Below are 13281 nucleotides of genomic sequence, written 5' to 3'. Positions count from 1 at the left end.
TAAGGGGGTTTTATATGAAGAAGCAGAAAGCCCTCCCGAAACAGTATCTTAAACTCAGAAAGAGATATCCTGAGGTAATGGAGAGTCTTGATAGTCTTGCAAAGAGCATTAAGAATGCAGGTCCAGTTGATGAGAAAACAGCTCATCTTATTCAGCTTGCTGCTGCAGCTGCAATAAAGTCTGAGGGCGCTGTTCACAGCCATACAAGGAGGGCCCTTGAGGCAGGTGCCAAACCTGAGGAGATAAGGCATTCGCTTCTACTTTTAATAAGTACAATTGGTTTTCCAAATGTATCTGCAGCCCTGAGCTGGGTTGATGATATACTTTAGAAATGAGAGAAAAGATCTGGATAAAGAGATTCAATTCTTTTAAGGATGCTTCAGAGGCAGACATAAATTATCATCTTAATATGACTCCAGAGGAGAGACTTGAGACCATGGAGTATCTCAGGGAGGTCTTTTATAAGCTGAAGGGTTATGGAAAGGGTAGAGAAGGATTACGAAGAGTTTTTAAGATTGTTAAAAAAACATGATGTCAGATACTGTATAGTGGGTGCTTATGCAGTGGCTTATCATGCTATTGCCAGGTATACCAAGGATATGGATATATTAATAGAACCAACTGAAGAGAATGCTTTAAGACTGGTAAGGGCAATAAAAGAATTCGGTTTCACAGGCCTCACCGAGAAGGATTTTATGAGCTCTGGAATAATTATTCAGCTTGGTTATGAGCCTGTGAGGATTGATATAGTGACATCTATTGATGGGTGCACATTTGAGGAGGTCTGGAAAAAACAGAGCTATAGGTAGATACGGAGATACAGAGGTATATTTTATAGGGCTTAATGAACTTATAAAGAATAAAAGGGCTACAGGGAGAAAACAGGATGAACTTGATCTTGAGATACTCACAAAGAGGCTGAAGGGGTAGAATTATTCAGAGCTCTCTTTTTTATGAGCATGTAAATTACAGGGTAAATTATCAGCTCCAGGATTGTTGATGTTATTACCCCGCCTATCATTGGTGCTGCGATCCTTTTCATTACGTCTGAGCCTGTGCCCTGGCTGAACATTATGGGTATGAGACCCGCAAGTATTACACTGACAGTCATTATTTTCGGTCTGATCCTTTTTACAGCACCATACATAATTGCATCTCTTAGGTCAGCTATAGTCTTGAGCCTGCCTTCTTTAACCCATTTCTGATAGGCAAGCTCCAGATAAAGAAGCATAACAACACCTGTTTCCGCATCAAGTCCAGCAAGGGCAATGAGGCCAACCCATACTGCAGTTGAAAGATTGTATCCAAGGAGATGAAGAAACCAGAATGAACCAACAAGTGAGAAAGGTACAGCAAGAAGAACAATAAATGTCTTTGTAACAGAACGAGTATTTAGATAAATGAGGACAAAGATTATGAATATAGTAAGGGGAATTACCAGCTTAAGCCTTTCATGAGTCCTTAGCATGTATTCATATTCTCCACTGTACTGAAGTCTGTAACCAGGTGGGATCTTTATCTTTTCTCTTATACGTTTTTTAACCTCCTCAATATATCCTCCAATATCCTTACTTGAAAAGTCTATATAAACATAGGCAGCAAGGAGTCCCTCCTCTGATTTAATCATGGTAGGTCCCGGCTTTACCTCTATATCTGCAAGCTGTCCTAATGTAATAAAGGTTTGTTGAAATGTTGAAGGGTCCATAGTGTTTTTTTCTGACCCTGCAGGGCTAAGAGGTACAGGAAGGGATTTCAGTTTCTCAATGCTATCTCTTAGCTCTCTCGGATATCTTATATTTACAGGATAACGCTCTCTTCCCTCAACAGTGGTTGTGATATTCATACCTCCAATGGCTGTCTGGACAAAGGTGTTGACCTCTTCTATACTTAATCCATACCTTGCGATAACCTCTCTTCTGGGTTTTATGTCAATAAAGTAACCTGTATTGACCCTTTCTGCATACACACTTCTTGTACCAGGAATATCTTTTATTGCATCTTCAATCTCAATGCCTATTTTTTCTATGGTCTCAATGTCGGGTCCAAGTATTTTTATACCTGCTGGTGTTCTTATGCCTGTTGCAAGCATATCTATCCTTGCCTTTATGGGCATTGTAAAGGAATTGGCAACACCAGGAATGGAGAGTTTTTCATTCAGTTCGTCCTTGAGTTTTTCTACATTCATGCCCTCACGCCATTGCGATTCAGGTTTTAGATTTATCACTGTCTCAAACATCTCAAGTGGTGCAGGGTCTGTTGCTGTTTCTGCCCTGCCAGCCTTTCCAAAAACAAGCTCAACCTCTGGTATGGATTTTATAATCCTGTCCTGTATCTGGAGGAGTCTTGCTGATTCTGCTGCTGAAAGTCCAGGTGCTGTAACAGGCATGTAAAAAAGGGTACCCTCATAAAGGGGTGGCATGAATTCTGTTCCAAGTTTTGCAATAGGTATATAAGTTAAAGCCATTATTATTATGGCACCTGCTATTACGAGGTATTTAAATCTCAATGCCAGTCTCACAAGAGGTTCAAAGATTTTATGAAGGATTATACTTACTGGGTTTTTTTCTTCAGATAAAACCTTTCCCCTGATAAATAAGGTCATGAGTGCTGGTGTGAGTGTGACTGCAAGAAATGAGGCAAAGAGCATGGCAAAGGTCTTTGTAAAGGCAAGTGGTTTGAAGAGCCTTCCTGCCTGCGCTTCAAGTGTGAAGACAGGGAGGAATCCAACTGTGATTACAAGGAGCGAGAAGAATAAGGAAGGTCCCACCTCTTTCGCAGCCTCTATTATCACATTTATCCTGTAAGATGTTGCATTGTTATGATGGAATCCTACTTTATTTATTTCCTCTAACTTCTTGTGGGCATTTTCTACCATTATTATTGATGCATCAACCATGGCGCCGATTGCTATCGCGATGCCGCTAAGGCTCATTATATTTGAGGTGACATTAAATTGATGTATTAGTATGAAGGAGGCTATTATTGCTACAGGCAGTGTAAGTATTATTACTAAGGCGCTTGGTAGATGAAGCAGAAATACAAGGCAGACGGCACTTACTGCCACTGCGAGTTTTATTATCTCTTCCCTTAGTGTATCAACTGCTCTATAAATGAGATCAGACCTGTCATAGGTAACAATAATCTTTACCCCTTCTGGCAGGGATGGTTCTATCTCGGTTTTTATCTTTTCCTTTACCCTTTCAATGACATTAAGGACATTCTCACCGAATCTTACAATAACTATGCCACCAACAACCTCTCCTTGGCCATTGAGCTCTGCTATCCCCCTCCTTATCTCAGGTCCCAGTTCTATTCTTGCAACATCTCTCAGCAAGACAGGCACTCCTTTTTCTGACCTTAGGACAGTATTTTTTATATCCTGAAGATTCTTTATGTATCCTCTGCCCCTAATCATGTATTCTGCTCCACTCAGTTCAAGTACCCTTCCTTCCACATCAATATTTGATGCCTTAATGGCATTCATGATATCCATTAGAGTGAGCCCATAGGACCTCAGTCTTATAGGATCAACTATCACCTGATATTGCTTTACAAATCCACCAACACTTGCTACCTGAGATACGCCCGGTACACTCTCAAGGGCAAGTTTTATATGCCAGTCCTGGAGTGAGCGGAGCTCTGCAAGATTCATCTTTCCTTTTTCATCAACAACTGCATAGCTGAATCCCCATCCAAGACTTGTAGCATCAGGACCAAGCACAGGAGATACATCCTGGGGAAGCTTTGTCCTTACAGACTGTAGATACTCAAGAACCCTGCTTCGGGCCCAGTATATGTCTGTGCCTTCTTTAAATATTACATAGACAAAGGAACTTCCCAGGAAAGAGAATCCTCTTACTACATTCACCTCTGGTGCTGCAAGAAGTGTGGAGGATATAGGATAGGTTATCTGGTTTTCTACAAGGTCAGGGCTCCTTCCAGGCCATTCAGTATAGATGATTACCTGTGTGTCGCTCAGGTCTGGTATTGCATCAAGCGGTGTGTGCTTTAATGCCCAGTATCCCCAGGCAACAAGCATTCCTGTAAGCAGGAATATAAAAAATCTGTTACGGGAGCTGAACTCTATAAGTTTAGCAATCATAATAGTTTATTTCAATGGAAGCGGTTTTATTCCCTTAAGTCTGGCCTCAGAGTCAATCAGAAATGTTGCCTGGCTCACTACCTCTTCGCCTGGTTTAAGACCCCTTATAACCTCTCGCATTCCGTCTGCACTTAGTCCTGTAAGAATTTCTCTCGGTTCGAATTCTTCATCAGATTTACGAACATATACAATGGTTCTTAAACCAGTATCGATCACTGCATCTTCTGGAATGGCAAGCCTCCTGCCAAGGTTTGTTTTTATTAAAATATCTGTAAACATGCCAGGTCTAAGGAGATGCCCCTGATTTGGAAGAAGAAATCTAACCTTTAATGTCCTTGTACTCTCATTAACCACAGGATAGATATAATCAACAGGAGCCCTGTATACCCTTGATGGAATATGGCTTAATCTTATCTCTGCTGACTTAAGGGATTGTAATAAGGCTATATCAGCTTCATATACATCTGCAATTATCCATACACGTTCAAGGTCTGCTATGTCAAAAAGCCTTTCTCCTGGCATTACCCTCATACCCTCTACAGCATATTTCTGAATTACATAACCCTTTTGAGGACTTAGGATAGTAAGTGTTCTTAAGGGTCTGTTATTTTTCTCTATATCTTCTATCTTTTCCTGTGGGATGTCCCAGTAAAGAAGCCTCTGTCTTGCTGCTTCATATATCTTTCTGGCATCATTTATGAGAAGTTCAGAACCTTTCTCCTGCGCCTTCTTCAAAAGCCTCAAGGCACTGAGGAGTTCTTCCTGAGCTGATAGGAGTTCAGGACTGTATATCTCTGCAAGTGGCTCTCCTTTATTTATATATCTTCCTGTTGTATTCACATGAAGTTTCTCGATCCAGCCCTCTATCTTTATATTTATGGTTGAGGTAAGGGATTCGTCAAACTGGACAATTCCAGCAGTTTTTATGGTCCGTTTCATATCAATATAGGCTACTTTTGATGTTTTGATACCTACTATCCTTTGTTGCTCAAGGGTTACCTCCACAAGTGGTTCCTGAGCTTCTGAGAGGTTATGAGGATAGAGAGATATCAGTAGATAGATGAATATAAATTTTAAAATCCCTACCTTAATCCTTTTCATTACTGCTCTGGGGTTTTTCATTTATCTTTCCTCCACAGAGTCTTTCAATCCTTGAAAGTAACTTTTCCCTTTCAATAATCTGTCTCCAGTAATTAAGTCTGTAATCAATCAGGTTATTTAGAGCTTTTATTACCTCTGTGAGCTCTATTTTTCCTGTTCTGTATGCTGTGATAGCTGCCTCAAATGCCTGTTCAGCCTTTGGTATAAAGACTCCCCTGTAAAGACTTATTAGCTCTTCTGATGCCCTGAGCATCGAGAGGGTATCAATAATATTCGCCTTTAGCATCTGTTTTGCTGCCTCAAGTTTATGATAACTTTCATCAATCTCTGCCTTTGCCTCTAAAACCATATTTCTCTGTTTTGTCCTGTAGAATATCGGGAGATTGAAAGAGAGTGAAAGCATCCACATATCTTCATATGGTTCAGGTTTTAAAGATACCTGTGCTGAGATGGTAAGGTCTGGATAATATTCCAGCTCTGCTTGTTTGTATATGTACTGTCTTGATTCTAAAAGATATTTAATCTCCTTTATTTCAGGTGAATCCATTGCCCTATCAATCAGATAATTTTCATCAAGTTTTATCTCCTCTGTTAATCTCTCTTCGGGCCTTCCAAGAGGACTCAATGGCTCTCTATTAATCAGGGAATTTATCATCCCTTCAAGGGATTTTATTTTCTGTTTGTACATTATCTCCTGTTCCATAGCCATATATTTTTCTGTCTGTGCCATGATCAGTTCAGAAAGTGTAGCCATGCCTGAGGAATATCTTGAGGATGTTATATCTTCGAGCCTTTTGAGAAGCTCCTTCTTTTCTTCTATATAATCAATGGTCTTATATACAAGAAGGAGTTCATAATATTTAACCTTCAGCTCTTCAATCACATTGAGCTTCATTTTTTCATAAAGTGCCTTAAATGATTCTGCCTCTCTCTCTGCTGAGAGTTCTTTTTGGGAAAGCTTGCCCGGCCAAGGAAATGTCTGAGATAGAGAGAATATCCATCTGGCACCTGGCATCTCGCCGTATGTGTATCTTGACCATCCCTCATTCTCATAGCCTATCATTATCATTGGATCAGGAAGGGCTCCTGCCTGCTGGATACGGTACCTAGATATCTCAACCCCTGATCTTGCCATCAGGAGTTCATGATTTTCCATTGATGCAATCTCAAGGAGTCTATCTAATTTAAGTACAGGGTAGAGGCCCTCATCTGCCCCTGATGAAGCAGTTATCCCTAAAAGAATAAGGATGATGAGGACCCCTCTCACAGTATTATCTTACATCAATGTTGAATTTCATTGTTGATGTTTTATCTCCTCTCTTGATCTTTATTGCAATATTCCATGGACCTGACATGCTCAGATCCATTGTAGCTGCGTATTCATTTCCTTTCAGGGAAGCATCAGTTTTATAATCCATGGGTGGCATACCGGGCATCGCTGGCATGGAGTAATTGATTGTTACTTTTGCATCGGTAACAATCTTTCCAGCCTCTTTAATCGTGACTGTAATATTATTCTTTCCAGTTGATGGAGGGTTTTTATCTATCCTTGCCACAACCTCATAGCCATTTACTGTCTTTTTAACCTCATAGTCCTTACCGAAGGCAATGCCGGTAAGTAAAAGCATTGATAAAATGATTGTTATTATCTTCATCTTTACCTCCTTAATATTAGTTTTTATTAATAATACATTAAAAATATGAAGGAAATTTGAAGAGATGACTTTCATGGGTTATAATAAAACATGTTTTCCCTTTACCAGATAAGGTGGCAGGATTTTATTGACATCCTTATTATCGCTTTCATTCTCTACAGACTTCTTGCCTTTTTTAAGCGCGGAAGCAGGGCAGGAAGGATAGTTATAGGGATAGTTATTCTCCTTGCAGCTTCTTTACTTTCCAAAACCTTTGGCTTTTACACTGTTGACTGGCTTTTTCATAATTTCTGGAGCCAGATAGTCATAGCCCTGATAATAATATTTCAGCCAGAGATAAGAAGGGCTCTTGCTCAAATGGGTAGATCACCAATATTTGGGTTAACATCAGCTGAGGAGATAAAATCCATTGATGAAATTGTCAAAGCGGCTATCAGCCTTGCCTCAAGAAAAATAGGTGCCCTTATTGTTATCGAAAGGGAGGTATCACTGAGGGATTATGTAGAAATAGGCGTACCCCTCGATGCAAAGGTCTCAAAAGAGCTACTTTTAAGCATATTCCATCCCACGTCACCCATACATGATGGCGCTGTAATTATAAGGGGTAACAGGGTTGTGGCTGCTGGCTGTTTTCTACCCCTTGCTCTTGGTACTGAGATAAGTAAGGCGTACGGTACAAGACACCGTGCTGGAATAGGATTGAGTGAGGAAACGGATGCGGTAGTGATAATAATTTCAGAGGAAACAGGTCACATATCTGTAGCAATCAGAGGTGAGTTAAAGACCAACCTTGATCTCAGCACATTAAGGGATATCCTTACAAACCTTTTCTCCGAAAAGGAGGAATTGTAAGGGATGAGCAAATTTCATAAATTTTTTGATTTTTTCCGAAAAGATCTTATTTTAAAAATTACCTCCCTTTTTATAGCTATAGTTTTATGGTTTTTTGTTGTTATCAAAGGTCAGACAGAGATTACAATGAATGTACCCCTTGAATTAAAATACATACCCAGAGGGCTTGGCGTAGAGAGTAAAAGTGTATCACAGGTGACAGTCGGTGTTAAGGGCTTTGAACAGATCATAAAAAATCTGAAACCCTATGATGTAAAGGTATCTGTAGATCTTTCAAAGGCAAAGAAAGGGATGAATGTTATTTACCTTGGCAGCAAAGATGTTTCAATTCCTTCCTCCCTCACTGTAACATCTATTGAACCTTCAAGTGTTAGGATAAGACTTGATGAGATAAGGGTAAAAAGGGTTTCAATAATTCCTGAGCTAACAGGTGAACCTCAAAGGGGGTATGTTATAAGTGCTGTAAGGGTAGAGCCAGAAACTGTGGAGATAGAGGGTCTTAGATCGCATATTGAAAAAATGAGGTATATCAAGACCGAGCCTCTCTCAATTGACGGCATTAAAGAAGATATAACCTTTACAGCATTACTTGAACCACCTGCTGGTTATGTGAGGATAAATCCAGAAAGTGTAAAGGTAAAGGTAATTATTAGGAGGCAGAAACCATGAGATTATTCGGTACCGATGGTATAAGAGGAAAAGCAAATATAGAACCTTTAACCCCTGAGATGATTGTAAGAATTGGCATGGCTATAGCAAAGGTATTAAGAAAATCTTCAGGTAGAAACATGATTCTAATAGGTAAGGATACAAGACTTTCAGGATATATGGTAGAGAGTGCTCTTACCTCGGGAATATGTTCAATGGGAATGAATGTAATATTAATTGGTCCCCTCCCTACCCCGGGAATAGCATTTCTTACCAGAGCCTTGAGGGTTGATGCAGGGATTGCTATTTCTGCTTCCCATAATCCTTTTGAAGACAATGGTATAAAGTGCTTTTCCTCTGATGGATTTAAATTACCCGATAAGGTTGAAGAAAGGATAGAGCAGCTAGTTGAAGATCAAGTGCTCTTTAACGGAAGACCTGCTGCAGACGGAATAGGAAAGGCCTTCAGACTGGAAGATGCCACTGGAAGGTATATTGAGTATATTAAATCTACAATCCCAAGGGGGTTCAATATTGAAGGTCTCAGAATTGTAGTAGATTGCGCAAATGGTGCTGCCTATAAGGTTACACCCTGGGTTTTAAGAGAGCTAGGAGCAGATGTAGTATCAATAAATGATAAACCTGACGGTAAGAATATAAATAAAGACTGTGGTTCTCTCTATCTTGAAGGTCTCAGAAGGGCTGTCATTGAAAACTCAGCCCATCTCGGAATTGCCCATGATGGAGATGCAGACAGGACTATATTTATAGATGAAAAGGGCAATATTATAAATGGAGATCACATACTTGCTATATGTGCCTTAGATATGAAAAGAGACGGAAGATTAAAAAAGAATAAGGTTGTAGCAACTGTTATGAGTAACTTAGGAGTTGAAAATTATCTCAATAAAAATGGTATAGAGATGGTCAGGACAAAGGTCGGCGATAGATATGTCGTTGAGAGAATGCTTGATGAGGACTGCAACCTTGGCGGAGAACAATCAGGACACATAGTCTTTCTTGACCATAATACTACAGGTGACGGTCCCATAACAGCGCTTCAGGTCCTTTATTTAATAAAGAAAACAGGAAGAACCCTCTCTGAGCTTACAAAAGATATAATCTTTTATCCCCAGATATTAATAAATGTACCAGTAAGGAATGAGCTCAGACTTGAGGACATACCTGAACTAAAAAAAGATATAAGTCTTGCAGAAGAGAAACTTGGAAATAAAGGCAGGATACTTGTGAGGAGATCAGGAACAGAGTCAAAAATAAGGATAATGGTTGAAGGAGAGGATGAGCTTTTAATAAAGGAGATTGCTTCCCATCTGGCAGATAGAATAACTCGGAGCACAGGAGAGAGGCCTCCCTAAGAGATGTTATTGTTTTTCTTTATTGGAGGGGTTTTTCTTTCCTATGTTTCTTCTTATTTTCCCTTTTTAAGCTTTCTTTTAATCGGTGTATTTTTACTTTTTCTTTTAAAGAATAAAAATTTTTTAGCAATTTCATTTTTAATTTTCGGTTTTATTTATCCCTTTTTAAGGGCTGATTCACAGCCTGAAGATATTCATGATACTATTAGGGCAGATGTAATTTTTTTGTCATCTGAGCCCTCATTAAGCAGTGATTTTAAATACAGGGTTAAGATCAGAAAATGTTCTCCTGAGCCGTGCCCATCAGAAGTCAGGCTTTATTTTGATAAATATATAGAGCCTGGAACAGAGGCTGAGGTTTTTATGAAATTAAAACTTAAAAACTATGGTCTGGTTCCGGGTATTTATGCAAGACCTTATTGTAAAGCGATACCAATTGAGATAAAGATTAAAAAGGTTTCTAAAGATATAAGGTGGACTGTTGAGAAACAGAGGGAAAAACTTAACGACCTTTTTGAAAGGATATTTAACGAAAAGGCTGCTGGTTTATCAAAGGCACTTATTACGGGTGCAAAGGATGTGGATCCTGATTTGAGGGAATCATTTAGAAAGACAGGTCTATCCCATCTCCTTACAATCTCAGGAACCCATTTTGGACTTTTATTTTTTTTATTTTTCAGAATTACGAAGAGGATTATTTCTTTTCTTCCGTACAGAGTATTTCACAGATTGACCACAGAGGTATCAATAAATTTTATATCCGTTATTATTGTTGTACCCTTTCTGACATGGTATTTTGTTATCTCTGGTATGGATATACCAGCCTTCAGGGCTTTTATAATGGCCATACTTTTTGTATCAGGACTTATGATTGAAAGAAGATATTACTGGCTCGCGGGACTCTTGATAGCTGCAACAATTATCCTTATTATTGAACCATACTCTTTTTCTGACCTTTCTTTTCTGCTTTCTTTCTCTGCAGTATTCTTTATAGGACTCTGGTTTAGGCAATTTAAAAAAGAACATGACTCTACAGAAGGGATATTAAAGAAAAGATTGATTGTTCCTTTTATAAATACCTTTTTTATTTCTCTTTCTGCAACACTCGGTACCCTTCCTTTAATACTTTATTTTTTTCACTATTTACCTCTAACAGGTATATTGTCCAATATCCTTATCACGCCTTTAGTTTGTTTTGTGCTTTTGCCACTGCTTTTATTTTTTTCTTTTTTTTATCTTCTAACCGGCCATCTTATTTTAAAGGATCTGCTTGAAGGAATTATCAATTTTGTAATTAAAATCGTTGAACTCTTCGCTTCCTTTAAATATTCGGAAATAACTGTATTGCCCTTTCCTGTGGTAGTTTTGCTTGCTCTTTATTTCTTTTTAATTCTCTTTTTATTACTTAATAGGCTAAGATATTTTTATCTCGCCTTTTTTATAATTATTATTTTATTCCTGACTATAAGAACGGATAGAACACCCCAGATCACATTCCTTGACGTTGGACAGGGAGACAGTACAGTTATTGAATTACCTGATGGAAGGACTGTTGTTATTGATACAGGTAAAAGCGGAATAGAGACATCAGCTTATTTGAGATACAGGGGTAAAAGAACGATCGATGTGTTAATTCTTACTCATCCCCATCCTGATCATACAGGAGGTCTGAGATTATTAAAAGAAAATTTCAAGATAAAAGAGATATGGGACAATGGATTTCTTTTATATCCAGAAGATTTAAGAGATATTCCTAGAAGAGCTCTTAAGAGAGGAGATTATATTTCTGCTAGAGGATATAGTTTTTATGTACTTCATCCCTATCAAGGTTTTTATACCTCTGGAGATAGATACAGTTATGAGAACAATACCTCTCTTGTACTTAAGGCAATTATTAATGGAGTCTCTGTGCTTTTTACTGGAGATATTGAAAGAGAGGCAGAAGCAGATATTCTTTATCTCGGTGAAATTTTAAATTCTGATATCTTAAAGATACCACATCATGGAAGCAGATATTCAACATATAAGAATTTTTTTGAGCTAATATCACCAGAGTTTGCTATAATAAGTGCTGGAGCAAGAAACCCATATGGTCACCCGCACAGAGAGGTTTTAAATAGTTTAAAGGATTCAAATGTATTTATCACCTCCTCAACTGGAACAATTAAGATTTTACTTAAAGGCAATTTATATGTTAAATTATACAAAGACTTCAGGTTAGTAGAAACCAGAAGCCTTTTAGTAGAGATTTCAAACATAAAGAATTTATTTAGAACATTTTAAAATAAGGAGAAAAAACTTAAAAAAATGAGCTAAATGCGTAAAATCAGCTAAAATTCCGGTTAAAAATCTTTTAAGGCTTCTTGACAAATATACATAAAGTGGTAAAATATAATTGTAAGAAAAAAGTAAGATTGCTCTTTTAAAGGTAACTCGGTTATCTGAGGTCTTCATTTTTCTCTGCGATACCTATTCTGCTAAAGTAAGCTGAGGGAACACCAAGAGTTAGGGAGCCAGCGGAGGATTGTGGTGTGCATGCCCCAAACCGAAAGGGGAGGGGAAGCCTAAGCATCTTCCAAGGCACCCACTTATAGACCTTGCCTCGCAAGGCTTATAGCAGAGAGGTATCGTGGGGAGTAATTGTTCTTTGAAAACATGGGTAGGCTTTTAAAGCTTTAAGTTTGCTTTGAGAGTTTGATCCTGGCTCAGAGCGAACGCTGGCGGCGTGCCTAACACATGCAAGTCGAGCGGAGTTAATGTTGTAGCAATACAGCATTAACTTAGCGGCGGACGGGTGAGTAACACGTAGGTGACCTACCCCTGGGAGCGGGATAACCACTGGAAACGGTGGCTAATACTGCATAAAGTTATGGGTTTGAAGACTCATAACCAAAGGGAGCAATCCGCCTGGGGATGGGCCTGCGGCCTATCAGGTAGTTGGTGGGGTAATGGCCTACCAAGCCTGAGACGGGTAGCCGGTCTGAGAGGACGGACGGCCACACTGGGACTGAGACACGGCCCAGACTCCTACGGGAGGCAGCAGTGGGGAATATTGGACAATGGGCGAAAGCCTGATCCAGCGACGCCGCGTGGAGGACGAAGGCCTTCGGGTTGTAAACTCCTTTTAGAGGGGAAAAGCTGGGATGGTACCCTCTGAATAAGCCACGGCTAACTCTGTGCCAGCAGCCGCGGTAAGACAGAGGTGGCTAGCGTTGCTCGGAATCACTGGGCTTAAAGGGCGTGTAGGCGGTCATGCAAGTGTTTGGTGGAATACGGCGGCTTAACCGTCGTGCTGCCGAACAGACTGCGTGACTTGAGAGAGCGAGGGGAGGGCGGAATTCCCGGTGTAGCGGTGAAATGCGTAGATATCGGGAGGAAGGCCTGTGGCGAAGGCGGCCCTCTGGCGCTCATCTGACGCTGAGGCGCGAAAGCGTGGGGAGCAAACAGGATTAGATACCCTGGTAGTCCACGCCCTAAACGATGCAGGCCAGATGTCGGGGGAGTGTTCCCTCGGTGACGCAACCAACGTGGTAAGCCTGCCGCCTGG

At 39.8% G+C, this 13281-nt stretch carries 12 protein-coding genes and 1 rRNA gene; 9 read left to right on the top strand and 4 right to left on the bottom strand.

What is annotated here, in order from left to right; genetic code table 11:
• The first annotated feature begins 14 nt into the window (after nucleotides 1-14).
• The 4 genes from N2257_01895 to N2257_01880 are packed head-to-tail and all read left to right on the top strand — an operon-like array spanning nucleotide 15 to nucleotide 930.
• The gene (locus N2257_01895; GenBank protein ID MCX7793148.1) at nucleotides 15-329 is read left to right on the top strand and encodes a carboxymuconolactone decarboxylase family protein; all 315 of its coding nucleotides are present in this window, start codon (nucleotides 15-17) and stop codon (nucleotides 327-329) included.
• Nucleotides 330-331: 2 nt separating this feature from the next.
• Nucleotides 332-532 carry a hypothetical protein gene (locus N2257_01890; GenBank protein ID MCX7793147.1) on the top strand — a complete coding sequence of 67 codons (201 nt, stop codon included), beginning with the start codon at nucleotides 332-334 and terminating at the stop codon, nucleotides 530-532.
• A complete protein-coding gene (locus tag N2257_01885; GenBank protein MCX7793146.1) occupies nucleotides 477-809 on the top strand; it encodes a hypothetical protein in 333 nt (110 codons plus the stop codon). Before N2257_01890 ends, N2257_01885 begins: the two co-directional genes overlap by 56 nt.
• Nucleotides 775-930: a hypothetical protein gene (locus N2257_01880; protein MCX7793145.1), complete on the top strand. Its 156-nt coding sequence runs from the start codon at nucleotides 775-777 to the stop codon at nucleotides 928-930. The genes N2257_01885 and N2257_01880 overlap by 35 nt, the downstream gene beginning before the upstream one ends.
• Here N2257_01880 and N2257_01875 read toward each other — a convergent pair.
• From N2257_01875 to N2257_01860, 4 genes are read right to left on the bottom strand one after another with little or no spacing between them, the layout of a single operon-like run.
• Nucleotides 908-4102 carry a CusA/CzcA family heavy metal efflux RND transporter gene (locus N2257_01875; protein MCX7793144.1) on the bottom strand — a complete coding sequence of 1065 codons (3195 nt, stop codon included), beginning with the start codon at nucleotides 4100-4102 and terminating at the stop codon, nucleotides 908-910. The genes N2257_01880 and N2257_01875 overlap by 23 nt on opposite strands.
• Before the next feature lie 6 nt (nucleotides 4103-4108).
• A complete protein-coding gene (locus tag N2257_01870; protein ID MCX7793143.1) occupies nucleotides 4109-5224 on the bottom strand; it encodes an efflux RND transporter periplasmic adaptor subunit in 1116 nt (371 codons plus the stop codon).
• A complete protein-coding gene (locus N2257_01865) occupies nucleotides 5190-6470 on the bottom strand; it encodes a TolC family protein (protein ID MCX7793142.1) in 1281 nt (426 codons plus the stop codon). The genes N2257_01870 and N2257_01865 overlap by 35 nt, the downstream gene beginning before the upstream one ends.
• 4 nt (nucleotides 6471-6474) lie before the next feature.
• Nucleotides 6475-6858 (bottom strand): FixH family protein, encoded by a 384-nt coding sequence (locus N2257_01860; GenBank protein MCX7793141.1) that lies wholly within the window; start codon nucleotides 6856-6858, stop codon nucleotides 6475-6477.
• Between the two features lie 90 nt (nucleotides 6859-6948).
• Here N2257_01860 and cdaA point away from each other — a divergent pair, with 90 nt between their 5' ends.
• The 5 genes from cdaA to N2257_01835 all read left to right on the top strand — a co-directional run.
• Entirely contained in the window at nucleotides 6949-7710 is a 762-nt protein-coding gene (gene cdaA, locus N2257_01855) for a diadenylate cyclase CdaA (protein ID MCX7793140.1), read from the top strand.
• Between the two features lie 3 nt (nucleotides 7711-7713).
• Nucleotides 7714-8379: a CdaR family protein gene (locus N2257_01850; GenBank protein MCX7793139.1), complete on the top strand. Its 666-nt coding sequence runs from the start codon at nucleotides 7714-7716 to the stop codon at nucleotides 8377-8379.
• A complete protein-coding gene (gene glmM, locus N2257_01845; GenBank protein ID MCX7793138.1) occupies nucleotides 8376-9734 on the top strand; it encodes a phosphoglucosamine mutase in 1359 nt (452 codons plus the stop codon). The genes N2257_01850 and glmM overlap by 4 nt, the downstream gene beginning before the upstream one ends.
• Nucleotides 9735-9959: 225 nt before the next feature.
• A complete protein-coding gene (locus N2257_01840; GenBank protein MCX7793137.1) occupies nucleotides 9960-12017 on the top strand; it encodes a DNA internalization-related competence protein ComEC/Rec2 in 2058 nt (685 codons plus the stop codon).
• A gap of 399 nt (nucleotides 12018-12416) precedes the next feature.
• Nucleotides 12417-13281, top strand: a 16S ribosomal RNA gene (locus N2257_01835); the annotation flags it as partial.

This window comes from Thermodesulfovibrionales bacterium (genome assembly GCA_026417875.1).
Classification (GTDB): domain Bacteria; phylum Nitrospirota; class Thermodesulfovibrionia; order Thermodesulfovibrionales; family CALJEL01; genus CALJEL01.
This window is presented reverse-complemented; position numbering and strand designations above follow the sequence as displayed.

Bases quoted from the DNA above. Each gene is read 5' to 3' on its own strand.
- N2257_01895 (MCX7793148.1), top strand. From the start codon at position 15: ATGAAGAAGCAGAAAGCCCTCCCGAAACAGTATCTTAAACTCAGAAAG.
- N2257_01890 (MCX7793147.1), top strand. From the start codon at position 332: ATGAGAGAAAAGATCTGGATAAAGAGATTCAATTCTTTTAAGGATGCT.
- N2257_01885 (MCX7793146.1), top strand. From the start codon at position 477: ATGGAAAGGGTAGAGAAGGATTACGAAGAGTTTTTAAGATTGTTAAAA.
- N2257_01875 (MCX7793144.1), bottom strand. From the start codon at position 4,102: ATGATTGCTAAACTTATAGAGTTCAGCTCCCGTAACAGATTTTTTATA.
- N2257_01870 (MCX7793143.1), bottom strand. From the start codon at position 5,224: ATGAAAAACCCCAGAGCAGTAATGAAAAGGATTAAGGTAGGGATTTTA.
- N2257_01860 (MCX7793141.1), bottom strand. From the start codon at position 6,858: ATGAAGATAATAACAATCATTTTATCAATGCTTTTACTTACCGGCATT.
- cdaA (MCX7793140.1), top strand. From the start codon at position 6,949: ATGTTTTCCCTTTACCAGATAAGGTGGCAGGATTTTATTGACATCCTT.
- N2257_01850 (MCX7793139.1), top strand. From the start codon at position 7,714: ATGAGCAAATTTCATAAATTTTTTGATTTTTTCCGAAAAGATCTTATT.
- glmM (MCX7793138.1), top strand. From the start codon at position 8,376: ATGAGATTATTCGGTACCGATGGTATAAGAGGAAAAGCAAATATAGAA.